This window comes from Pseudomonas sp. S37, assembly GCF_016658545.1.
Lineage (GTDB): Bacteria > Pseudomonadota > Gammaproteobacteria > Pseudomonadales > Pseudomonadaceae > Aquipseudomonas.
This window is the reverse complement of the sequence record NZ_JACVZC010000106.1, coordinates 1-23,187: the sequence shown is the minus strand read 5'-3', so window position 1 is coordinate 23,187 and position 23,187 is coordinate 1. Positions and strand designations below refer to the sequence as shown.

Genomic DNA, 23,187 nt, shown 5'->3' with positions numbered 1-23,187 from the left:
GATTACAACAATGACCACCCCCAGCCAATTCTCCCCCGACCACCCGGTCCCCACCCACCAGCGCATCTTCGGCGCCCGCGACCTGTTCTCGCTATGGTTTTCCCTAGGCATCGGCCTGATGGTGCTGCAAGTCGGCGCCATGCTCGCGCCAGGCCTGGGCCTGGCCGGCGCAGTGCTGGCCATTGCCCTGGGCACTGGCGTGGGCGTGCTGTTGCTGGGCGCCGCCGGGGTCATCGGCAGCGACACTGGCCTGTCTGCCATGGGCACCCTGAAACTCAGCCTGGGGGGCCATGGCGCGCGCTTGCCGGCGCTGCTCAACCTGCTGCAACTGGTGGGCTGGGGCGCGTTCGAGATCATTGTCATGCGCGATGCCGCCAGCCTGCTGGGCGCGCGCGCCTTTGGCGAGGACAGCGCCTGGAACAGCCCGATGCTGTGGACCCTGTGCTTTGGTGCCCTGGCGACCTTGCTGGCGGTGAGCGGGCCACTGGCGTTCGTGCGCAAGGTGCTGCGCGCCTGGGGTATCTGGTTGTTGCTGGGCGCCTGCGTCTGGCTGACCTGGAACTTGTTCGCCAAGGCCGACCTGGCTGATTTGTGGGGCCGCGCCGGGGATGGCTCGATGTCGCTGGCAGTAGGCTTCGACATCGTCATTGCCATGCCGTTGTCGTGGCTGCCGCTGATCGCCGACTACTCGCGCTTCGCCCGCAATGGCAAGCATGTGTTCGGCGGTACGGTACTGGGCTACTTCATCGGCAACACCTGGTTGATGAGCCTGGGCGTAGCCTACACCCTGGCCTTCGCCGCCAGCGGTGAAGTCAATGCGCTATTGCTGGCCCTGGCTGGCGCGGGCATGGGTATCCCGCTGCTGCTGATCCTGCTCGACGAGTCGGAAAAAGCCTTTGCCGACATCCACTCGGCGGCGGTTTCCACCGGTGTGCTGCTGCCATTGAAAGTCGAGCACCTGGCGCTGGCCATCGGCGTGCTGTGCACCTTGATCGCCTTGCTGGCGCCGCTGGCCCAGTACGAGAACTTCCTGCTGCTGATCGGTTCGGTGTTTGCGCCGCTGTTCGGCGTAGTGCTGATGGACCACTATGTGATCCGTCGCCGCCGCCTGCCGGCACAGGTCGATGGCTTGCATTGGCAGGCGCTACTGGCCTGGTTTGCCGGGGTGGCGGCCTATCACCTGATTGCCGCCAACGCACCGGAGCTGGGCGCCACCCTGCCGGCGTTGCTGCTGGCAGGTGTGCTGCATGCCTTGCTAAGCCTCAGCCGCGGCCGGGAAACAGCTCAGGCTTGAGTACGCCATTCAGGCGCGGGTAGGGGATCTTCAGTTCCACGTGGCCCATGGAGTAGGGGGCGATGGCATAGACCTCGTACTTGACCACTACTGCGCCGTACGTCAGGGCGACGTGCGGCGACTTCTTGAACGGCCAGGTCTTGACGAACTCGGCGTCCTTGTCCATACCCACACTCATCAGCCAGGCGCGGTGCGATTCTTCGACGGTTTTCCAGAAGGTCTCTTCCTGGCCAGGCACCAGCATGTCCTGCAGGGTCAGCACTTTGTCCAGCTTGCGTGAATAGTTGATGAAGCCACGCCCGGGCATGCCGTGGGCGCCACCGCTGTCCAGGTAGCTGGACAACTCGATGATCACCAGCCCGTCATGCTGCTCGCGTACCTTGGCTTGCAGGTAGCTGCTGTTACGTTTGTCGGCTGTGGCCAGGTATTGCTGTTCGTAGGCCTGCAGGGTGCTTGGCGCAGTGCCATGCTGATTATCTTCGGTCAGTTGCAGCAAGCGCTTTTCGACGATGCCGTCGAGCTTGGGCAGGTCGGGGAAGTGCACCATGTCGATGTTCACCAGCGGGCAGTCGCTTTCGCTGCAGCCGGGTTTGACGTGCTCCCAGGCGTCGCGCTTGACCTCGAGCGGGGCCCGGTAGTTGGGCGTGAACAGGCTCTGGCAGGCGCCCAGAGCGAGTGCCAGCACGGCCACGGAAATCAGTTTGACAAGTGTCATGATGATCCTTGCAGAACAGGGAAAGTCGGCCTTTGACCGTCTGCGCGGCCTTCAGTTCGCCACTAAGCTATCAGAGTGAAGAGTTGCTGTCCCGAGTGCGCGAACGGTTACTTTAAAGGGGTGAAACCGGCTAGCGTGCAGAGTAGGATGGCGCGATGCTGTGAGTGAGGTAACGAGGATTTCCATGTCAGACACGTTGAACTCAGTGCCCAGGGCGGTCGAGATCGTCAAGCGGGACAACTGCTTCCAGGGCTTCTACAAGCTCGACAAGGTGCACCTGCGCCACGAGTTGTTCGCGGGTGGCATGGGCCGCGAAATCAGCCGCGAGCTGTTCGTGCGTCACGATGCCGTGTGTGTGCTGCCCTACGACCCGCAGCGCGATGAAGTGGTGCTGATCGAGCAGTTCCGCGTAGGTGCCATGGACAAGACTGGCAACCCGTGGCTGATCGAAATGGTCGCCGGGCTGATCGACAAGGACGAGCAACCGGAAGAAGTCGCTCATCGCGAAGCCGAAGAAGAGGCCGGCCTGACCTTCAGCGCCCTGTGGCCGATGACCCGTTACTTCCCGTCGCCCGGTGGCAGTGACGAATACGTTCACCTGTTCCTTGGCCGCTGCATCAGCGAGGGGGCGGGCGGCCTGCACGGCCTGGAAGAAGAAGGCGAAGACATTCGTGTGCGCGTGTGGTCGTTCGAGGATGCCTTGCAGGCAGTACGCGACGGCCGCATCTGCAACGCGGCGACCATCATCGGCCTGCAATGGCTGGCGCTGAACCGTGATGAAGTACGAGGTATGTGGAAGTGAACCTGCTGCGCGAGCGCTATCGGGTCGACTTGGTCGGGCTGCAGGCTGCCTGCGAGGCCAACTACGCCCGGCTGATGCGCCTGTTGCCCGATATGCGCACCACCCAGAGCTCGCGCCGCATCGGCATGACCCAGGGCGACCAGATGCTCGGTGTGCTGGTGCTGGACGTGGTGCTGGCCTGCCCGTACACCACCACCTTGCATGTGCGCCAGGAGCACAGCCTGCCGTGGCTGCCGGTGCCGCACCTGGAAGTGCAGGTGTACCACGATGCGCGCATGGCCGAAGTGGTCAGCGCCGAACACACCCGGCGCCTGCGCAGCATCTACCCATACCCGAACGAGGCCATGCACCAGCCGGATGAAAAAGCCCAGCTCAACCTGTTCCTCGGTGAATGGCTGAGCCACTGCCTGGCCTGCGGCCACGAACTGGCCAGCGTTCGCTGAAAGGAGACGGCCGTTGCCACACTCGGAACCATCGCGCCCTGTGCATGTGGTGCAACTGACCGATGCCCACCTGTTCGCTGACCCGGCCGGCAGCATGCTCGGCCTTAATACCCGCAACAGCCTGCGCCATGTGGTGGCCCAGGTGCGGCGCGAGCAAACGCGGGTCGACCTGCTGTTGTGCACTGGCGACCTGTCCCAGGATGCCAGTGTTGCCTCTTATGAAGCGTTCCGTGAGCTGACTGCGCCGTTTGCCGTGCCGACCCGCTGGTTGCCCGGCAACCATGACGAGGCTCGAATCATGGCGCAAGTGGCGCCGGAGCTGGTGCAGGCGGTAACCGATATGGGTGCCTGGCGCATTGTCATGCTCAACACCGCGGTGCCCGGTGCGACCCATGGCTTTCTGGAGGATGACCAGCTGGCAGTGTTGGAAGCAGCCCTGAAAGGGGCGGGCGAGCGGCATTGCCTGGTGTGTTTCCACCATCAGCCGGTGGACATCGGCTGTGCCTGGATTGCGCCGATCGGCTTGCGTAATGCCCAGGCACTGTTCGACATCATTGAAGGTTATCCACAGGTGCGGGCGTTGCTGTGGGGGCATGTGCACCAGGCGTGGGATGAGCTGCGCGATGGCCGGCGTTTGCTGGCTACGCCATCGACCTGCATCCAGTTCGCGGCGCGCAGCGAAGACTTCCAGGTAAGCGAAGAGCAGCCGGGTTATCGCTGGCTGCGCCTGCATGCCGACGGGCGGCTGGAAACCGGGGTAGAGCGGGCGCTGGACTTTGAAGTGAAGCTCGACTTCGATAGCCCAGGGTATTGAGCCCCTGAGGCCAGCCTCCATCCCTGTGGGAGCGGGTTCACCCGCGAACACGGGCGAAGCCCGTGCCATGCACCGCGTCGCATGCTTCGCGGGTGAACCCGCTCCCACAGGGGCCATTCCACAGGGCACGTAGTGTTGCGGCCTTCGGTGAAGAAATTGTTGCGAAACCCGTGGCGCTGCGTCAAAACCCGGCGAACGCGCTACACTGCGCGTCCCTGCGCCCGCACCATCAGGCGCCAAGCCACAGATTCCGGGGGCAGCATGTCGGGTTCCATCCTCTATATCCATGGCTTCAACAGCTCGCCGCTTTCAACCAAGGCGCGCCAGCTCGAAGCCGTCATGCAGCAGCTCGGCCTGGCCGACCAGTTGCGCGTGCCCGCCTTGCACCACCACCCGCGCCAGGCCATCGCCCAGCTCGAGGCGGCCATCGCCGAGCTCGGTGCGCCATTACTGGTGGGCAGTTCGCTCGGCGGCTACTATGCCACCTATCTGGCCGAGCACCATGGCCTCAAGGCCTTGCTGGTCAACCCGGCGGTAACCCCGCACAAGCACTTTGACGGCTACCTGGGTACCCAGCGCAACCACTACACCGATGAAACCTGGGAGCTGACCCACGATCACGTGCAGGCCCTGGCCGAGCTGGAAGTGCCGGCACCGGTAGATGCCAGCCGCTATCAAGTGTGGCTGCAAACCGCCGATGAAACCCTGGACTATCGCCATGCCGAGCGCTATTACCGCGCGTGTGCCCTGCGTATCCAGGCCGGTGGCGACCACAGCTTCCAGGGCTTCGCCGAGCGCCTGCCGGCCCTGCTGGCCTTTGCCGGCATTGCCCGCGGGCAGTATGCGGCGCTCGATTTTTCTGTATTTTGACTTTTTTGCACTCACCAGACTGACGACGAGACCCTATGGCCAATCCCAGCGCTAGCGCCTATAACGCAGACGCCATCGAAGTCCTCTCGGGCCTTGACCCGGTCCGCAAGCGGCCGGGCATGTACACCGATACCAGCCGCCCCAACCACCTGGCCCAGGAAGTCATCGACAACAGTGTCGACGAAGCCCTGGCCGGCCATGCCCGTTCGGTGCAGGTCGTCCTGCATGCCGACCACTCGCTGGAAGTCAGCGACGACGGCCGCGGCATGCCGGTGGACATCCACCCTGAAGAGGGCGTGTCCGGGGTCGAGCTGATCCTTACCAAGCTGCACGCCGGTGGCAAGTTCTCCAACAAGAACTACCAGTTCTCCGGCGGCCTGCACGGCGTCGGCATTTCGGTGGTCAACGCCCTGTCGACCCAGGTGCGCGTGCGCGTCAAGCGTGACGGCAACGAATACCAGATGACTTTCGCCGATGGCTTCAAGGCCAGCGAGCTGGAAGTAGTCGGCTCGGTCGGCAAGCGCAACACCGGCACCAGCGTGTACTTCAGCCCCGACCCGAAATACTTCGACTCGGCCAAGTTCTCCATCAGCCGCCTCAAGCACGTGCTCAAGGCCAAGGCGGTACTGTGCCCGGGGCTGCTGGTCAGCTTCGAGGACAAGGCCAGCGGCGAGAAGGTCGAATGGCATTACGAAGATGGCCTGCGCTCCTACCTGGTCGATGCAGTCAGCGAGTTCCAGCGCCTGCCGGATGAGCCGTTCTGCGGTAGCCTGGCGGGTAACAAGGAAGCCGCAGACTGGGCATTGTTGTGGCTGCCTGAAGGTGGCGACAGCGTGCAGGAAAGCTACGTCAACCTGATCCCAACCGCACAGGGCGGTACGCATGTGAACGGCTTGCGCCAGGGCCTGCTGGATGCCATGCGCGAGTTTTGCGAGTTCCGCAACCTGCTGCCGCGCGGCGTGAAGCTGGCGCCGGAAGATATCTGGGAGCGTATTTCCTTCGTGCTCTCGATGAAAATGCAGGAGCCACAGTTCTCCGGGCAGACCAAAGAGCGCCTGTCCTCGCGGGAGGCGGCAGCGTTCGTCTCCGGCGTGGTCAAAGATGCGTTCAGCCTGTGGCTCAACGCCCACCCCGAGCTGGGCATGCAACTGGCCGAGCTGGCCATCAGCAACGCCGGTCGCCGCCTCAAGGCCAGCAAGAAGGTCGAGCGCAAGCGCATCACCCAAGGCCCGGCACTGCCCGGCAAGCTGGCCGACTGCGCCGGCCAGGACCCGATGCGTGCCGAACTGTTCCTGGTCGAGGGTGACTCGGCCGGTGGTTCGGCCAAGCAGGCGCGGGACAAGGAATTCCAGGCCATCCTGCCGTTGCGCGGCAAGATCCTCAACACCTGGGAAGTGGACGGCGGCGAAGTGCTGGCCAGCCAGGAAGTGCACAACATTGCCGTGGCCATCGGTGTCGACCCGGGTGCTACCGACCTGACGCAACTGCGTTACGGCAAGATCTGCATCCTCGCCGACGCCGACTCCGACGGCCTGCACATCGCCACGCTACTGTGCGCGCTGTTCGTCCAGCACTTCCGCGCGCTGGTCGAGGCCGGGCATGTGTACGTGGCCATGCCGCCGCTGTACCGCATCGACCTGGGCAAGGAAATCTACTACGCCCTCGACGAAGCCGAGCGTGATGGCATCCTCGACCGCCTGGTGGCCGAAAAGAAACGCGGCAAGCCGCAGGTGACCCGCTTCAAGGGCCTGGGCGAAATGAACCCGCCGCAGCTGCGCGAAACCACCATGGACCCGAACACCCGGCGCCTGGTGCAGTTGACCCTGGACGACGTCGAGGCTACGTGCGAACTCATGGATAAGCTGCTGGCCAAGAAACGTGCCGGTGACCGCAAGAGCTGGCTGGAAACCAAAGGCAACCTGGCCGAGGTCATGGTTTGATTCGTCAGCTCCTGGCGGCCTGCCTGGCGCTGGTTGCCCTGCCAAGCATGGCGGGCAACTGGCCGGAGCTGAAGATGAGTGCCGAACACCCGATCGACGGCATGCGTGGTGGCAACCTGTCTGGCCTGGCGCAGTGCCGGGGCGCGCTGTGGGGTGTGTCCGACCGCGACGACGACCGCATCTACCGCTTCGACCAGCAGAACGCCACCTGGCGCGCGCAGCCGCTTACCTTCAGCCCGCCACCGGTGCCGGAAAGCGGCCTGCCGTGGGGGCTGAAGTCGCGCAACTGGGCAGCGTCGTACATTCGCGGTGGCGAACTGGATTTCGAAGGCATCACCTGTGACCAGGCGGGCACCCTGTACCTGGTCAGCGAAGCCCATGCCGCGGTGCTGCAACTGCCGCCGGACGGCGAGCCGGACTGGCTGAAGATCGACCCGGCCATGGTGCGCCAGGCCCGTGCCAGCGGCATGCTGCTGAACTTCAATGCCCTGTTCGAAGGCCTGGCGATCAACCCGGCGGGTGACCGCCTGTGGCTGGCCGCCGAGCGCGAGCGCCGTGGCCTGGTGGCCATCGAACGCCAGCAATCGGTATGGACCTGCGGGCGCAGTTGCGTGCTGCTGAGCGAGGCCGGGGTCGAGATGCAGCCGGCGCAAATGCCCGAGGCCCGGGCCCTGTCGCGCGACTTCTCGGACCTTGCCTGGTTCGAAGGCAAGCTGTTCACCCTTGAACGCAATGCCTACCGGGTATGCAGGCGCGACGCCGACAGCGGCAAGGTCGAGCGTTGCTGGTCGTTTGCCGCCGAGGCGTTGCAGCCCATGCGCCGCTACGATCAGCCGTTTGGCCTGGCCGAAGCGCTGGTGATCGATGCCAAGGGCGCGTGGATCGGCCTGGACAACAACAACGGCGACCGTGCCGATGGCGAAAGCCGGCCGATCGTGTGGCGCTTCGACGCTCCGGAAGGTGGCTGGAGCGCCAAGCCATGAGCCAGGCGCCGGGCAAGCGCGCAGGGCGGGTGCTGATGGTGCTCGCCTGGGCGGCGGCCATGTTCCTCGCCACGCGCTTTTTCGGCCAGTGGGAAGACAGCCAGCGCAACCCCAACAGCCAGGTGCAATCCGAGCATGGCCAGGGCTTTATCGAGGTGCGCCTGCTGAGTAATGGCCAGGGCCATTTCGTCGTGGATGGGGCAATCAATGGTCAGGTGGTGCATTTCATGCTCGACACTGGCGCCACTGACGTGGCGATCCCCGAGGCGCTGGCCCGTGACTTGAACCTGGAGCGCGGCAGCCCGGTACTGCTGAGCACCGCCAACGGCCGCACAGAAGGTTACCGCACGCGCCTGGCCAGCCTGCAACTGGGCGACATCCGCCTGCAGAACGTACGCGCCACCGTTGTGCCGGGCCTGGATGGGCCCACCGTTTTACTGGGCATGAGTGCCCTGCAACAACTTGAATTTACCCAGCGCGGTGGCACCATGCTGCTGCGCCAGAACCTGAAATGACGAGGCCCGCATGAGCGACTCACTGGAACTCAGCCTGGACGGCGTAGAACGCCGCTCGCTGGCTGACTTCACCGAACAGGCCTACCTCAACTACTCCATGTACGTGATCATGGACCGCGCCCTGCCGCACATCGGCGATGGCCTGAAGCCGGTGCAGCGCCGCATCGTCTACGCCATGAGCGAGTTGGGGCTCGATGCCGATGCCAAGCACAAGAAGTCGGCGCGTACCGTCGGTGACGTGCTCGGCAAGTTCCACCCCCACGGCGACTCGGCCTGCTACGAGGCCATGGTGCTGATGGCGCAGCCGTTCAGCTACCGCTACACCCTGGTCGACGGCCAGGGCAACTGGGGTGCGCCGGACGATCCGAAGTCGTTCGCCGCCATGCGTTACACCGAGGCGCGGCTGTCGCGCTATGCCGAAGTGCTGCTCAGCGAGGTTGGCCAGGGCACCGTCGACTGGGTGCCGAACTTCGACGGCACCTTGCAGGAACCGGCCGTGTTGCCGGCACGCCTGCCCAACATCCTGCTCAACGGCACCACCGGTATCGCCGTGGGCATGGCCACCGACGTACCGCCGCACAACCTGCGTGAAGTGGCCAGCGCCTGCGTGCGCCTGCTCGACGAGCCCAAGGCCACCATCGAGCAGCTGTGCGAGCACATCCAGGGGCCGGATTACCCGACCGAGGCCGAGATCGTCACGCCGCGGGCCGAAATCCTCAAGATGTACGAAAGCGGGCGTGGTTCGATCCGCATGCGCGCCGTGTATCGCGTCGAGGATGGCGACATCGTGGTTACCGCGTTGCCGCACCAGGTCTCCGGGGCCAAGGTGCTGGAACAGATCGCGGCGCAAATGCAGGCCAAGAAGCTGCCGATGGTCGCTGACCTGCGCGACGAGTCGGACCACGAGAACCCCTGCCGCATCGTGATCATCCCGCGTTCCAACCGCGTGGATGCCGACGAACTGATGCAGCACCTGTTTGCCACCACCGACCTGGAAAGCAGCTACCGGGTCAACGTCAACATCATCGGCCTTGACGGCCGGCCACAGCTGAAGAACCTGCGCACGATCCTGGTGGAATGGCTGGAGTTCCGCACCCATACCGTTCGTCGCCGGCTGCAGCACCGCCTGGACAAGGTCGAGAAGCGCCTGCACCTGTTGGACGGCTTGCTCACCGCGTTCCTCAACCTGGATGAAGTGATCCACATCATTCGCACCGAGGAACACCCCAAGCAGGCGCTGATCGCGCGCTTCGACCTGACCGAAATCCAGGCCGACTACATCCTCGAGACCCGCCTGCGGCAGTTGGCGCGCCTGGAAGAGATGAAGATCCGCGGCGAGCAGGACGAACTGCTCAAGGAGCAGGCCAAGCTGCAGGCCCTGCTGGGCAGCGAGGCCAAACTGCGCAAGCTGGTGCGCAGCGAGCTGATCAAGGATGCCGAAACCTATGGCGACGACCGCCGCTCGCCTATCGTCGAGCGCGCCGAAGCCAAGGCCCTGTCGGAAAACGAGCTGATGCCGACCGAGCCAGTTACCGTGGTGCTGTCGGAAAAAGGCTGGATACGCTGCGCCAAGGGCCACGACATCGACGCGACCGGCTTGTCGTACAAGGCTGGCGACGGCTTCAAGGCCGCTGCTGCCGGGCGCTCCAACCAGTTTGCCGTGCTGATCGACTCGACCGGGCGCAGCTACTCGCTGGCCGCCCACAGCCTGCCTTCGGCGCGTGGCCAGGGCGAGCCGCTGACGGGGCGCCTGACGCCTCCGCCTGGGGCCACCTTCGATTGCGTGCTGCTGCCAGAGGACGATGCGCTGTACGTGGTGGCTTCGGACGCCGGCTACGGCTTTGTGGTCAAGGGTGAAGACCTGCAGGCCAAGAACAAGGCCGGCAAAGGCTTGCTTAGTCTGCCCAATGGCGCCAAGGTCATGACCCCGCGCCCGGTGGCCAACCGTGAGCAGGACTGGCTGGCGGCCGTCACCACCGAAGGCCGCCTGCTGGTGTTCAAGGTCAGCGACTTGCCACAGCTGGGTAAAGGCAAGGGCAACAAGATCATGGGTGTACCGGGCGACCGGGTGGCCAGCCGTGAAGAATATGTCACCGATCTGGCCGTCATTCCCGAAGGTGCGACCCTTGTATTGCAGGCCGGCAAGCGTACGCTGTCTTTGAAGGCGGACGACCTGGAGCATTACAAGGGCGAGCGCGGCCGGCGCGGCAGCAAGCTGCCACGCGGCTTCCAGCGTGTCGATAGCTTGCAGGTGGAAGTGCCGGCGTAACCGGTAGAAATGTCTGGAACGGCAATTTCAGCGCCGTTCCGGGCAGAAACACTGGAGTCGGACGGTTATTTCGCGGATGATATGGCCCTTGCGGTGCCGGCGTGGCCGTGTGCCCGTTTGAATTTATATGTATCACTGCGGTGTGCCTGTAGGCGACCGCCTGGATGGGATGATGAAATTTCTGCGCCTTCCATTTGCGCTGTTGATGACCGGCCTGCTGGGCCTTGGCGGGTGCACCATGCATCAGCCGGTCGCCTTGTACCAGCTCGACAGCGGTGATCCTGGCCAGCCTTCGCAGAGTGCGGGCATGGCCGTGGTGCTCGGCCCGGTATCGGTGGCCGATTACCTGCAGCGCGAGACGTTCCTGCAACGTCAGGCCGACGGCAGCCTGAGCGCGGCGACCGACGGTCGTTGGGCGGGTAGCCTTTCGTCGGACATCGACCAGTTGCTGGTACGTCAACTGGCCTGGCGCCTGGACAGCCAGCGTGTGGTGCTGGCCCCGGCCACCACCGGTTTCAGCCCTGACGTGCAAGTGCTGCTGTCGATTACCCGCCTGGACTCGGGCAAGGACCAGCCGGCCATTCTGGATGCCCAGTGGCGACTGCTGGACCGTCGTGGCCATGTGCGCGACAACCGCATCGTTCACCTCGAGCAGCCGCACGAGGGCAGCGAGTCGTCGCAGGTACAGGCTCAGGGTCAATTGCTGCAAAAACTGGCCGAACAGCTGAGCACCGCGGTGAAGCCGCTGGCCAACCAGCCGGCCATTGCCGAAGAATCGCCTAAAAAGCCTGCTGCGCCGGTACAGGTGAAGAAGGCACCGGAGAAATCCAAGATCCCGATGGCCTCGCCGATTCGTACCGATATGGAAGTCTATCGGTTCTGATCGAACAGCCAGCCACAAAAAAGCCCGCATTGTTGCGGGCTTTTTTGTATCTGCGATAAACCAGTCTGAAGCCTGGCACGGTCCCTGTAGGAGCGGCCTTGCGTCGCGATGGGCTGCGCAGCAGCCCCAAAGATGTGTGCCGTAGCAATGAACCTTGGGGGCTGCTGCGCAGCCCATCGCGACGCAAGGCCGCTCCTACAGGGGGCTAGTGCAGGGCTGTCAGGCCCGGCGCTCGTGCATGCGTGCCAGCTGCCGCTCCAGCATCGACGGGTAGGGCTCCATCAGCCGCTCAACACAGCAAGCACCCTCCGGGCTGGCAATCGGGCGAATGCGCGCGCGCTGGCGAATCAGCGCGTCATCGCTGATCTGCCGCTCCACCAGCAACAGGTTGCGACTGTGTTGCGACAGCGCCAGGGCATCCTGGGCCTTCTCGGCCATCAGCAGGTCAACCAGCTCCAGCCCATGCAGGTCGTTGCCCAGCACCAGGCCCAGTTGCAGCTGCAAGGTGATGCCGCTGTCGGCGACTTCGATTTGCAGGGCATGGCCCAGGGCGCGCAACAGCTCGCCGCAGCAAATGGCGTTGGTCAAGTAGTCTTCACCACACTCGCGGCTGTGGAACAGCACCAGGGTGCTGCCGTCGTTGAGCGTGTGGGTTTCACCGTCGTAAAGCGAGGCCGCGTGCTCCAGGCAGTCACGGTAACGCTCTGTCAGCTCGGCCAGGCGCGTGCGCGGCAGGCGGCGCAGCTGCTCCTGCGAGCCCAGCTGCACGGCAAGGATGGCGCTGTATTGCGGTTCGTCGGACTCGACCACGGCGGCGGCTTTCGGGGCGCTGTCGTCGTCCAGCAGGCCGGCGAAGGCTTCGTCGTCATCCTCGTCTTCCAGCGCGGCAACCTTGGCACGCGGCGCGGCCTTGGGGGCCGGGGCGTCGTCGTGCAGGTCGTCGAACGGCTCGTCGTCTTCCTCGGGCTCCGGTTCCGGTGGTGGCGGCGGCGCCAGGCGTGCATGCAGCTGGCGGGCGATGTCGCCGATCTCGTCCTGGCGGTCGGTGGCCGGGGTGTAGTACTGCGGGTCGCGCAGCCATACCCGCAACTGCAGCAGCGGCAGGGTGATATAGCGGCCCTGGCGCAAGCTGAGGGCCAAGGCCAGCGCCAGCAGGATGGCGGCGAGGATGCCCATGCTCTGCAGGCTGATCAGCATCGGCTGCTGGAACTGGCTCATGTCCAGGCTGATGCGCAGTTGCCCGGCGGTCACGTCCTGGAAGGTGATCTTGGTCTGGTACAGGCCTTCGGCCTCGCCCAGCAGGCTGTTGCGCGGCCGCTGGCCAGCCTCGGCGAGGATGCGGTTGTCGACGCTGTAGATCGCCGCATGGGCCACCAGCGGGTTTTTCACCAGGTTGCCCAGCAGCACGTTGAGGCTGAGGATGTCGTTGGACACCAGCAGCTCGGTCGCCGAGGTAGCGGTCTGGGTGGTCAGGCTCTGCCCCAGGGCATCGGCCTGCTCGTGCATGGCCTGCTTGAACTGCAGCCCCATCACGCAGGCGTAGATCACCAGCGCCAGTGCCACCAGGAAGATGTTGGTGCAGGCGATGCGCAGTGCCAGCGGCACGCGACGTTGACTCAGGGCACGATAGATCATCAGGAAGAAGTTGTCTGGTTTGACGGGCGTGGGCCGGTTCACTGAGCTCGGCTCTTAATGGCAAGAAAGTGGGGGGAGTATAGCGAGCCGGGTTTTGTCGGCAAAGTATCGTTGGCGCCCGATGGTCATGGAAAATCGGTAGAATGCGCATTTTTCATCGAAGTCGGAGCCAGGTTGTGCGCGAAATCGTCCTGATCAACATCACCGGTGAGGACCGTCCCGGTCTCACTGCGGCTATCACCGGCGTCCTGCTGCAGGGCGGTGTGAGTATCCTCGACATCGGCCTGGCGGTCATGCACGGCACCTTGTCGTTCGGCATCCTGGTCGATATCCCGGACAACGAAGTGGCCACCGCGCTGCTGCAAAGCGTGCAGGCCAAGGCCCACGAGCTGAACCTGCAGGCTCGCTACACGCCGATTTCCGAGGCGGACTACCAGCACTGGGCCGATGGCCATGGCGAGGCGCGCCACATCGTCACCCTGCTGAGCCGCAAGATTACCCCCGAGCAACTGCAGCGGGTGAGTGCGGTGATCAGCCAGTACGGCTTGACCATCGAGCGTATCGAGCGGCTGTCGGCGCGCGTGGCGCTGGACGCCGAAACCGACACGGGCAAGGCGGCAGTCGAAATTTCCGTACGTGGCGTGCCGAGCGATGCCCAGGCCCTGCGTGCCGACTTCTTCGCCTTGGCTGAAGCGCTGAGCATCGACATTGCCTTCCAGAAGGACGACCTGTTCCGCCGCAACCGCCGCCTGGCGGTGTTCGACATGGATTCGACGCTGATCGAGGCCGAAGTCATCGACGAACTGGCCAAGGCGGCTGGCGTGGGTGAGCAGGTGGCGGCGATCACCGAGCGTGCGATGCGTGGCGAGCTGGACTTCCGCGCCAGCTTCAAGGAGCGCATGGCGCTGCTCAAGGGCCTGGATGTAGGCGTGCTGGACGAGATCGGCGCCTCGCTGCGCCTGACCGAGGGCGCTGAAAACCTGTTTGCCGAACTCAAGCGCCTGGGTTACAAGACCGCGATCCTGTCCGGTGGCTTTACCTATTTTGCCCGCCAGGTGCAGGCGCGCCTGGGTATCGACTACGTGTTCGCCAACGAGCTGGAAGTGGTCGATGGCAAGGTGACTGGCGTGGCTGTAGAGCCGATCGTCGACGCCCAGCGCAAGGCCGAACTGTTGCAGAAGCTGGCCAGCGAAGAAGGTTTGCAGCTGGAGCAGACCATTGCCGTAGGTGATGGCGCCAACGACCTGCCGATGCTGTCGCTGGCCGGCCTGGGCGTGGCGTTCCGTGCCAAGCCACTGGTGCGCCAGTCGGCCAAGCAGGCGATTTCCACTTTGGGGCTGGATGGCGTGCTTTATCTGCTGGGCTTGCGCGACCGCGACGCGCGCGGTTGATCTGAAAAGCTGAGGGCCGCTTTGCGGCCCAATCGCGACACAAGGCCGCTCCCACAGGGGGATCACATTTCTCCTGTGGGAGCGGCCTTGTGTCGCGATTGGGCTGCAAAGCAGCCCCACGGATCGATCAGGCAATCAAGCCTGCACAGGCGCCGCCAGCTGCTGCCCCATGCGCACCGCAGACCCGGCACCCAGGCTCTCAGCCCACTTCACCTGCTCCGGCCCGAACAGCACGATAGCGGTCGAACCCAGCTTGAAGCGGCCCAGCTCGGCACCTTTCTCCAGGTGGATCGGCGCGCGGCTGGCTTCGTCGTAACGGAAGGTCTTCAGCTCACGCTTGGGCGGCGTCACCAGGCCGGCCCACACGGTCTCGATCGAAGCAACGATCATCGCACCCACCAGCACTACGGCCATCGGCCCGCGCTCGGTATCGAACAGGCAGACCACGCGCTCATTACGGGCGAACAGCTCGGGAACGTTCTCTGCAGTGGTCTGGTTGACCGAGAACAGCCGGCCCGGCACGTAGACCATTTCACGCAGGGTACCGGCCAGCGGCATGTGCACGCGGTGGTAGTCCTTGGGCGACAGGTAGATGGTGGCGAATTCGCCGCCCATGAACGGCGCAGCCATGGCCGGGTCACCACCCAGCAGTTCCTGCGCGCTGTAGCCGTGGCCCTTGGCCTGGAAGATGCGGCCGTGCTCGATCGGGCCGAGCTGGCTGACGGCACCGTCGGCCGGGCACAGGATGGCGCCCGGGGTTTCGTCCAGCGGGCGGGCACCTGGCTTAAGGGCGCGGGTGAAGAACGCGTTGAAGTGCTCATAGGCGCTCAGGTCTTCGCTCAGTGCTTCGCTCATGTTGACCTGGTAGCGCTTGGCGAACCAGGCGGTGAAGGCATTCTTGAACCAGCGCACACGGCACTCGGCGACGCAGCCGGCCAGCCGCGACAGCAAGTGGTGCGGCAGCAGGTACTGGCTGATGATGAACAGACGGGATTTCATGCAGGTTCCTTAAACTTCTACAGGCGTGTCCGGGTGGTTGCCCCATTCGCTCCACGAGCCGGCGTAGGCTTTGACGCGTGGGTAACCGAGGGCCTTGGCCACCAGATAAGTGAAACCGGAGCGGCGGTGGGTCTGGCAGTGGGTGATCACTTCCTTGTCGGGGGTGATGCCCAGTTTCTGCAGGACTTCGGCGATGTCCTGGCGGATGCGCAGGTGGTCGTTGAGGTCCATGCCGGCGGTCCACTCGAAGTTGACTGCGCCGGGGATGTGGCCGCCTTTGGCTGCCAGTACTTTCTCGCCGTTGAATTCCTGCGGGCCGCGCGCGTCCCAGATGACCAGGTCATCGGCGCCCAGGCGGCTTTGCAGGTACTCGCGGGTGGCCGTGGGGGCGCCGTCGATGTGCAGGTGCACCGGGGCGCTGCCGCTGGCAGGCACTTCGGTGGCCAGCTTGTCGGCCGGCCAGGCCTGGATGCCGCCATTGAGGTAGTGATAGTGCGGGTGGCCGATCACGTCGAGCAGCCAGATGAAGCGCCCGGCCCAGCCGCCGCCTTCATCGTCGTACACCACGTACACGGCATCATCGCGGTGGCCGAGTTCGCTGAACAGTTTTTCCAGCTCGCCCAGGGCCGGCAGCAGGCCGGGGGCGGGTGGCTGGCCAAGCTGGGTACGCTTGCCTTCGACAAAGCGCGCGCCGGGGATATGCCCGCTGACATAGCGGTTGGCGCTGCTCAGGTCGACCAGGATCAGCTGCGGTGATTCCAGGCGTGGCAGCAGGTCTGCGGCTTCGATCACCAGCGGCAGGCCGGAAAAGTCAGTCATCCACGGTCTCCAGTGTGGAAAGAGGGGCGATTGTAGCGCAAGGCTCAGCCCTTGCGGTTGGCAAACACCGACAGGGCCCGCTCGATGCACTGCGCGGTCTTGCCGAAGGCCTGCACGCTGATTTCGGCCAACGGCCGGCAGCCCTGGTCGGCCACCAGCACCATCAGTACCTGGTCGTTCACCGCCAGCGAGCGTAGCAGCACGTGTTCGCTGCGGAACAGCGCGCGCAGCGGGGCGGGCAGCAGGGCCGAGAACTGGCTGTGGTTTTCCGGGGTGATGCGCAGTTGCCCGGCCTGGCTCAGCAGTTTTTGCAGCAGTTTGTTCTGCGACACCTGCAGGGCCAGGGCTGCGGCTTCCTTGGGCAGGCCGGCGGTCTGCTGCACGCGCAGGTAGTCACTGGCCTTGTCCAGGCTCAGCAGCATGATGCGTTGCATGCCGCAGGCGAGCAGGGCCTCACGGGCTTGGGTTGCCAGGTGCACGGTGTTGGTGAACGGGCTGGGTTGCGCCAGCAGGTCCTGGCACAACGTGCGCCAGCGTGCCAGTTCATCGCTGCTGGGCGGTGGCGGGGCCAGCATATCCGGGTGCGGGCGGCGTTGGTGCCACGGCCAGATCAACGCCTCGGCCGGGTGGAACAGGGCATGTCGGGCATGGCGACGGGCGCTGGCCGCGGCCTGTTGGTGCATCTGTTGCTGCACGTCTTCCAGCGAAGTCTGCAGGTACAGTGCGGTCAGCAGTTGCCAGCGCAGCAGGTGCGGGTTGTCCCAGCCAACCTGCGCCGCCAGGGCCAGGTTGTTGGCCAGCAGCACGGTATTGGCCGGCTGGTTGAACCAGCGGCGCAGGCCGGGCTCGGCATCCAGGCGGTGTTGCTGGCTGAGCAGGTCTTCGTCACGGGCAATACTCAGCACCTGGGCCAGTTGCTCGCGCTCTTCCAGCAGCAGGCGGTAACCCTGGGTGACCCATTGCGGCAGGCGCCAGTACTCGGCCATGGTCTGGCACAGCGCCATGATGCGCACGCCAAACAGTTCTTCCTCGACCCCTGCTGCCTCTTCACCCTTGTGGATAACCCGCAGCTCCCAGGTATCGAGCAGCTTGGGGTAGGCGAGCGCCAGTGGCCAGAGTGGCGACAGGAACAGCAGGCTGCCCCAGTGAATTTCCTGCCACAGCCGCGCCAGGCGGCTGGCGAACAGGCCGCTGGCCTGCTGCGAGGCATGCTGGCTGATCAGCTGGAACTGGCTGAGCACCGGCGGGATTTCTTCGGCGGGCAACGCTGGCAAGCGCTTGAGCAGCTGTTCGCTGCGCTCCAGGCCCAGGCGGTTGAGCGCAACCTCCAGGCTTTCGGCCGGCTCGGCCAGGCTAGCATTGGTGGGGTGATTGGCTTCGCGCATCACCGACAGCACCAGGGCGGGGCTATCCTGCATCAGTTCGGCGATGTCACGCAGCGAGCGGCGGCTATCATGGATCGCAGCCATGACCCGGTCGTAGCTGTGCTTCGGTACGGGGATGCGAACACTCTCGAGCAGCTTGACCCAGGCCTCTAGCGTACGCGGAGCCTGAGCGGGCACCTTGGTTTCAATTGGCATTTTGACATCAGTCCGAACTGGCTTTTCGCATTATGTGGCTATAGTCTGGCGCAGTTCTGCCGATAAGTAGAAGAAGAGTTTTAAAGCTCTCGTCTCATCCCCTGACCACGACAGCAAGTGCTTTGAACCTATGGCTAAAATTATCGGCATCATCGTCGTATTCGCGAGCGTGCTCGGCGGCTACGTGCTCTCCCACGGCAAGATCGCAGCGCTGATCCAGCCGTTCGAAGTACTGATTATCGGCGGTGCGGCCTTCGGTGCATTCCTGCAGGCCAACCCCGGCTACATGACCATGCACGTCATCAAGAAGTCGATGAAGATGTTCGGCTCGCGTTTCAGCCATGCCTTCTACCTTGAGGTGCTGGGACTGGTGTACGAGATCCTCAACAAGAGCCGTCGCGAAGGCATGATGGCCATCGAGGCCGACATCGAAGACGCTGCAGCCAGCCCGATCTTCGCCAAGTACCCGACGGTGCTGGCCGATGAGCGCATGACCGCGTTCGTCTGCGACTACCTGCGCATCATGTCCACCGGCAACATGGCCCCGCACGAACTCGAGGGCCTGTTCGACATGGAGCTGCTGAGCATGAAGGAAGAGCTGGAGCACCCGTCCCATGCGGTGACCGGCATTGCCGACGGCATGCCCGGTTTTGGTATCGTCGCGGCGGTACTGGGTATCGTGGTGACCATGGCTTCGCTGGGCGAGGGCGACCAGGCGGCTATCGGCATGCACGTGGGTGCGGCACTGGTCGGTACCTTCTTCGGTATCCTGGCGGCCTACGGCTTCTTCGGCCCGCTGGCCAAGTGCCTGGAGCACGATGCCAAGGAAGAGCTGAACCTGTACGAATCGATCAAGGCTTCGCTGGTGGCCTCGGCCTCGGGCATGCCGCCTTCGCTGGCGGTCGAGTTCGGGCGCAAGGTGCTGTACCCCAAGCACCGCCCAAGCTTCGCCGAGCTGGAACAAGCGGTTCGCGGTCGCTGAGTCATGGAGAACAATCAGCCCATTATCGTCAAGCGCGTAAAGCGCTTTGGCGGCGGCCACCACGGCGGCGCCTGGAAAATCGCCTTCGCCGACTTCGCCACGGCGATGATGGCGTTCTTCCTGGTGCTGTGGCTGATGTCCACGGCCACGCCAGAGCAGAAGATCGCCATTGCCGGCTACTTCCAGGACCCGATCGGTTTCTCCGAGAGTGGCACGCCTTATGTTATCGACCTGGGCGGTTCGCCGGAGATGGCGCCGGATAAAACCATCAATCCGGAAGTGAAGACCGAGCCCACGCAGCAGTCTCCCACGCAGCTGAACAAGGACCAGGTCGAGACCATGGCCGAGCAGGTCGAGCGCGAGCGCCTGGAGTTGTTGTTGCAGGAACTGCAGAACAAGGTGGAAGAGAACCCGCAGCTGCAGAAGTTCAAGGACCAGATCCTGTTCGAGATCACCCAGGACGGCTTGCGTATCCAGATCATGGATGCCGAGAACCGGCCGATGTTCGACATTGGCAGTGCGCGCCTGCAGCCGTACTTCGAGGACATCCTGCTGGCCATGGCTGACACCATCAAGGCTGTGCCGAACAAGATCAGCGTCAGCGGCCACACCGATGCCAAGCCGTATGCCGGCACGGGCGAATTCGGCAACTGGGAACTGTCGGCCAACCGCGCCAACGCCGCGCGCCGTGCGCTGGTGGCCGGTGGTTACCCGGACGGCCAGGTGGCGCGGGTGGTGGGTTACGCCTCGTCGTCGCTGTTCGACCGCAAGAACCCGTTCAACCCGGTCAACCGCCGTATCGACATCATCGTGCTGACCAAGAAGGCCCAGCGGGATATCGAGGGTGAGCAGGGTACGCCGGAGTCTCAGCCTGCCGAGCCTGCTGCACCGCCGGCCAGTGGTGCAGCGCCGGGGGCTGCGGCACCCGCTGCGCCGGCGGCCCCGGCGGCCAGCGCCGACCAGGCACCGATGCAGCCGCGTGAACTGCGCCAGAAGCTGAACATCTTCGAGGACGGGACTTTGAAGATGGATGAAGCCAAGGATCAGTAAGCCTTACGCGGTCCCCTTGTAGGAGCGGCCTTGTGTCGCGATAGGGCCGCAACGCGGCCCCGGCAATATTTGCTGCGAAGCTGAAATCCTGGGGCCGCTTTGCGGCCCTATCGCGACACAAGGCCGCTCCTACATTGACCGCGTCTGCCTCAGAATCCCCGCCTGATCTTGGCCTTGAGGTCAGCATGAAAGAAGTCTGCGTTGTCCCTGTCCATACGTGAGCCACGCCCCGGTGGCAGCGTCATGGCCCGCGCAAATGTGCGTTCGTCATGATAAGCCCGCACAAACAGGTCGATATGCGCACGTTCATGCATGATCGGCCAGCGCCCTAAACCTTCTGGAAGTTCACCAGGCCCTTTGCAAAAGAAGCCCGTTCGCCGACAGGCCATGGTTGCCGCGCCCAGCAGCCAGGCCGTCCAGCCATCCTGGCCGATATCGGCCGACAACACGCCGATCCAGTGTGTGGCATCGCTCATCTGCTGGCAGAAGCTGCCATACAGGTCGTCATGGGTCTGCCCATCGCAATCGATCTGCACCAGTTGGGTGGGGATGTCTTCCAGCAAGAGGCGTTCGTTGAGGATGAAGGCGTCGAGCCGAGCTGTGTGGCGGTAGCTGATAAGAACCGGCATGGCGTTACCCTCCCTGATTGAAGTCCTGACCATCAGGGAAAGCAGCGGCGTGGGCAATAGATGACGGCAAAACCAGAAGCGCCCTACACCATTAGGTAAAAAATCCTACAGTCTAATCAGTAGCTGTCTTCCGTCAGGCTGGCGATGATCGAGCGGTAACTGTTCATGCGTTGTGGCTTGATCCGGCCATCGTCCAGCGCCTTGAGCAGTGCGCAGCCCGGTTCGCGGTCATGCTTGCAGTCGCGGAAGCGGCAGGTGCCGAACAGGTCGCGGAACTCGATGAAGCCATCTTCCACGTCATCGCGGCTGACGTGGCCCAGGCCGAACTCGCGAATGCCCGGCGAGTCGATCAGGTCGCCGCCGTTGGGGAAGTGGTACAGGCGCGCAGTGGTGGTGGTGTGCGTGCCCTGGCCCGACCACTCCGACAGGTCGCCGACGCGGGTGCCGGCGTCTGGCAGCAGGCTGTTGACCAGCGACGACTTGCCCACCCCCGACTGGCCGACGAACACGCTGATGTGGCCGTCCAGCTGTTGCTGCAGGCGTTGCATGCCGTCACCGTGGTGCGCCGAAACCTCCAGCAGCGGGTAGCCGAGCTCGCGGTAGACCTCCAGCAGCGCATGCAGGCCAGGGCCGTTCTCGTCGTTGATCAGGTCGGCCTTGTTCAGCAGCAGCAGGGGGCGCAGGCCGGCGTGCTCGGCGGCTACCAGGTAGCGGTCGATCAGGTTGGGGTGCGGTTCCGGGGCCGGGGCGAAGACGATCACGATCAGGTCGACGTTGGCGGCCACCGGCTTCAACTGGCCGTGGTTGTTTGGCCGGCACAGCTCGGTGCTGCGCGGCATCTGCGCGACGATCACGCCGATGCCCTGGTTGCCGGCACGCCACACGACCCGGTCGCCGGTAACCAGCGCTGGCAGGTTGGCGCGCAAGTGGCAACGGAACACCTGGCCCGCTGTTTCGCCGTCCTGGGCTTCAACTTCTACCTGCACGCCGAAGTGTGCAATGACCAGGCCCAGCTGCTCCGGCCCCAGGTCACCACCCTCCAGTTCCTGCAGCACATGCTGCTCGCGTTTGGCGGCGCGAGCGGCGCGCTCACCCTGGATTTTTTCGATCCGCCAGTTCTGGCGGCGATTGAGCTGGCGTTTGGCCATGAAAGTACCGTGTAGAGTGGCCCGGGCGGGGCATTGAAAACGGCAGGCAGTTTAGCACGCCGGGCTTTTCACGCAGAGCCTAGGCTAATATGACGGCCTATATGAGGAGCCCCTGCATGCAAAACCCACAGAACCTGATCTGGATCGACCTGGAAATGACCGGCCTGGATCCGGACAGCGACGTCATCATCGAGATGGCCACCATCGTCACCGACAGCGAGTTGAACACCCTGGCCGAAGGCCCGGTGATCGCCATTCACCACAGTGACGAGGTGCTGGCGCGCATGGACGAGTGGAACACCCGCACCCATGGTGCTTCGGGCCTGACCCAGCGCGTGCGCGAGAGCAAGGTCGGCATGGCCGAAGCCGAGGCACAGACCATTGCCTTCCTCGAGCAGTGGGTGCCAAAGGGCAAGTCGCCGATCTGCGGCAACAGCATCTGCCAGGACCGCCGCTTCCTGTACCGCCATATGCGCAACCTGGAAAACTACTTCCACTACCGCAACCTGGATGTCTCCACCCTGAAAGAGCTGGCTGCGCGCTGGGCACCGGACGTGCGTGACAGCTTCAAGAAGGGCAATACCCACCTGGCACTGGACGACATTCGCGAATCCATCGCCGAGCTGCGCCACTATCGCGAGCACTTCATCAAGGTGTGAGCCTAAACGGCGCAGATATTGTATCTGCGCCCCCTTTTGGTGCCTTGGGCAACTGGTTAGACTGCGCGCCTTTCTCGCACGGACCCGCACCATGTTGTTGATGCTCTACCTCATCGCAATCACTGCCGAAGCCATGACTGGCGCGCTGTCTGCCGGGCGCCGCGGCATGGACTGGTTCGGCGTGGTGCTTATCGCCTGCGTCACCGCCCTGGGCGGCGGCTCGGTGCGCGACGTGCTGCTCGGGCACTACCCGCTGACCTGGGTGAAGCACCCGGAGTACCTGGTGCTGACCAGTTTTGCCGCGCTGCTGACCATTTTCATCGCGCCGATGATGCGCCGCCTGCGCTCGCTGTTCCTGGTGCTGGACGCCCTGGGGCTGGTGGCGTTTACCCTGATTGGCTGCATGACCGCGCTGGAGATGGGGCAGGGCATGCTGGTGGCATCGATCAGTGGGGTGATTACCGGCGTGTTTGGCGGGATCTTGCGCGATATCTTCTGCAACGACATTCCACTGGTGTTCCGCCGCGAGCTGTACGCCAGCGTGTCGTTCGCGGCCGCGTGGTTCTACCTGGGTTGCGTGTATTTCAAGGTGCCGGCGGAGCAGGCGATGCTGCTGACCTTGTTTGGCGGGTTTTTGGTGCGCTTGCTGGCGATTCGTTTCCACTGGGAAATGCCCAAGTTTCACTATAACGACCAGCAGTGAATCTACGCGGTCAGTTGTAGGAGCGGGGGGGGGGGGGGGGGGGGGGGGGGGGGGGGGGGGGGGG

22 protein-coding genes are annotated in these 23,187 nt (G+C 64.2%); 15 read left to right on the top strand and 7 right to left on the bottom strand.

Annotated features, from left to right (window positions below):
• Positions 1 to 10: 10 nt before the first annotated feature.
• Positions 11 to 1,294 carry a putative hydroxymethylpyrimidine transporter CytX gene (gene cytX / locus IAE39_RS23550; RefSeq protein ID WP_201206928.1) on the top strand — a complete coding sequence of 428 codons (1,284 nt, stop codon included), beginning with the start codon at positions 11 to 13 and terminating at the stop codon, positions 1,292 to 1,294.
• Here cytX and IAE39_RS23545 read toward each other — a convergent pair.
• Entirely contained in the window at positions 1,263 to 2,009 is a 747-nt protein-coding gene (locus IAE39_RS23545; RefSeq protein ID WP_201206927.1) for an RsiV family protein, read from the bottom strand. The genes cytX and IAE39_RS23545 overlap by 32 nt on opposite strands.
• Before the next feature lie 184 nt (positions 2,010 to 2,193).
• Between IAE39_RS23545 and IAE39_RS23540 the strand changes: the two genes are divergently transcribed.
• The 9 genes from IAE39_RS23540 to IAE39_RS23500 all read left to right on the top strand — a co-directional run bounded on the left by IAE39_RS23540 (position 2,194) and on the right by IAE39_RS23500 (position 11,528).
• Complete coding sequence (locus tag IAE39_RS23540) at positions 2,194 to 2,811, top strand: NUDIX domain-containing protein (RefSeq protein ID WP_201206926.1); 618 nt, start codon at positions 2,194 to 2,196, stop codon at positions 2,809 to 2,811.
• On the top strand, positions 2,802 to 3,254 hold the full coding sequence (locus IAE39_RS23535) for a DUF1249 domain-containing protein (RefSeq protein ID WP_016501905.1): 453 nt from the start codon (positions 2,802 to 2,804) through the stop codon (positions 3,252 to 3,254). Before IAE39_RS23540 ends, IAE39_RS23535 begins: the two co-directional genes overlap by 10 nt.
• Before the next feature lie 13 nt (positions 3,255 to 3,267).
• Positions 3,268 to 4,068 (top strand): 3',5'-cyclic-AMP phosphodiesterase, encoded by an 801-nt coding sequence (cpdA, locus tag IAE39_RS23530; protein ID WP_201206925.1) that lies wholly within the window; start codon positions 3,268 to 3,270, stop codon positions 4,066 to 4,068.
• A 261-nt stretch (positions 4,069 to 4,329) separates the two neighbouring features.
• Positions 4,330 to 4,938, top strand: a complete 609-nt coding sequence (locus IAE39_RS23525; protein WP_201206924.1) for a YqiA/YcfP family alpha/beta fold hydrolase — start codon at positions 4,330 to 4,332, stop codon at positions 4,936 to 4,938.
• A 35-nt stretch (positions 4,939 to 4,973) separates the two neighbouring features.
• The gene (parE, locus tag IAE39_RS23520; protein WP_201206923.1) at positions 4,974 to 6,878 is read left to right on the top strand and encodes a DNA topoisomerase IV subunit B; all 1,905 of its coding nucleotides are present in this window, start codon (positions 4,974 to 4,976) and stop codon (positions 6,876 to 6,878) included.
• Entirely contained in the window at positions 6,875 to 7,861 is a 987-nt protein-coding gene (locus IAE39_RS23515) for an esterase-like activity of phytase family protein (protein ID WP_201206922.1), read from the top strand. The genes parE and IAE39_RS23515 overlap by 4 nt, the downstream gene beginning before the upstream one ends.
• Positions 7,858 to 8,376 carry a retropepsin-like aspartic protease family protein gene (locus IAE39_RS23510; RefSeq protein WP_201206921.1) on the top strand — a complete coding sequence of 173 codons (519 nt, stop codon included), beginning with the start codon at positions 7,858 to 7,860 and terminating at the stop codon, positions 8,374 to 8,376. The genes IAE39_RS23515 and IAE39_RS23510 overlap by 4 nt, the downstream gene beginning before the upstream one ends.
• A gap of 10 nt (positions 8,377 to 8,386) precedes the next feature.
• The gene (gene parC / locus IAE39_RS23505) at positions 8,387 to 10,645 is read left to right on the top strand and encodes a DNA topoisomerase IV subunit A (RefSeq protein ID WP_201206920.1); all 2,259 of its coding nucleotides are present in this window, start codon (positions 8,387 to 8,389) and stop codon (positions 10,643 to 10,645) included.
• 172 nt (positions 10,646 to 10,817) lie between these two features.
• Positions 10,818 to 11,528, top strand: coding sequence for a PqiC family protein (locus tag IAE39_RS23500; RefSeq protein WP_201206919.1), 711 nt, complete (start codon positions 10,818 to 10,820; stop codon positions 11,526 to 11,528).
• Between the two features lie 219 nt (positions 11,529 to 11,747).
• Here the strand turns inward: IAE39_RS23500 and IAE39_RS23495 are convergent, their stop codons facing one another.
• Positions 11,748 to 13,205: an AhpA/YtjB family protein gene (locus IAE39_RS23495; RefSeq protein WP_201206918.1), complete on the bottom strand. Its 1,458-nt coding sequence runs from the start codon at positions 13,203 to 13,205 to the stop codon at positions 11,748 to 11,750.
• Positions 13,206 to 13,339: 134 nt separating this feature from the next.
• On the opposite strand from IAE39_RS23495, the gene serB reads away from it, so the two are divergent.
• Entirely contained in the window at positions 13,340 to 14,554 is a 1,215-nt protein-coding gene (serB, locus tag IAE39_RS23490; protein WP_201206917.1) for a phosphoserine phosphatase SerB, read from the top strand.
• Between the two features lie 135 nt (positions 14,555 to 14,689).
• Here serB and asd read toward each other — a convergent pair whose 3' ends face one another.
• From asd to IAE39_RS23475, 3 genes are read right to left on the bottom strand one after another with little or no spacing between them, the layout of a single operon-like run.
• Entirely contained in the window at positions 14,690 to 15,553 is an 864-nt protein-coding gene (asd, locus tag IAE39_RS23485) for an archaetidylserine decarboxylase (protein ID WP_201206916.1), read from the bottom strand.
• A gap of 9 nt (positions 15,554 to 15,562) precedes the next feature.
• Positions 15,563 to 16,372 carry a rhodanese-like domain-containing protein gene (locus tag IAE39_RS23480; protein ID WP_201206915.1) on the bottom strand — a complete coding sequence of 270 codons (810 nt, stop codon included), beginning with the start codon at positions 16,370 to 16,372 and terminating at the stop codon, positions 15,563 to 15,565.
• 44 nt (positions 16,373 to 16,416) lie between these two features.
• Entirely contained in the window at positions 16,417 to 17,952 is a 1,536-nt protein-coding gene (locus IAE39_RS23475) for an HDOD domain-containing protein (RefSeq protein ID WP_201206914.1), read from the bottom strand.
• Between the two features lie 130 nt (positions 17,953 to 18,082).
• On the opposite strand from IAE39_RS23475, the gene motA reads away from it, so the two are divergent.
• Positions 18,083 to 18,934, top strand: a complete 852-nt coding sequence (motA, locus tag IAE39_RS23470; protein ID WP_201206913.1) for a flagellar motor stator protein MotA — start codon at positions 18,083 to 18,085, stop codon at positions 18,932 to 18,934.
• Between the two features lie 3 nt (positions 18,935 to 18,937).
• A complete protein-coding gene (motB, locus tag IAE39_RS23465) occupies positions 18,938 to 19,984 on the top strand; it encodes a flagellar motor protein MotB (RefSeq protein ID WP_201206912.1) in 1,047 nt (348 codons plus the stop codon).
• A 149-nt stretch (positions 19,985 to 20,133) separates the two neighbouring features.
• Here motB and IAE39_RS23460 read toward each other — a convergent pair whose 3' ends face one another.
• Positions 20,134 to 20,613, bottom strand: coding sequence for a molecular chaperone Tir (locus IAE39_RS23460; protein WP_201206911.1), 480 nt, complete (start codon positions 20,611 to 20,613; stop codon positions 20,134 to 20,136).
• Positions 20,614 to 20,729: 116 nt separating this feature from the next.
• Positions 20,730 to 21,761 (bottom strand): small ribosomal subunit biogenesis GTPase RsgA, encoded by a 1,032-nt coding sequence (gene rsgA / locus IAE39_RS23455; protein ID WP_201206910.1) that lies wholly within the window; start codon positions 21,759 to 21,761, stop codon positions 20,730 to 20,732.
• Positions 21,762 to 21,877: 116 nt separating this feature from the next.
• Between rsgA and orn the strand changes: the two genes are divergently transcribed.
• The gene (orn, locus tag IAE39_RS23450; RefSeq protein WP_003258152.1) at positions 21,878 to 22,420 is read left to right on the top strand and encodes an oligoribonuclease; all 543 of its coding nucleotides are present in this window, start codon (positions 21,878 to 21,880) and stop codon (positions 22,418 to 22,420) included.
• Between the two features lie 91 nt (positions 22,421 to 22,511).
• Positions 22,512 to 23,123, top strand: coding sequence for a trimeric intracellular cation channel family protein (locus IAE39_RS23445; RefSeq protein ID WP_003249516.1), 612 nt, complete (start codon positions 22,512 to 22,514; stop codon positions 23,121 to 23,123).
• Positions 23,124 to 23,187: the final 64 nt, after the last annotated feature.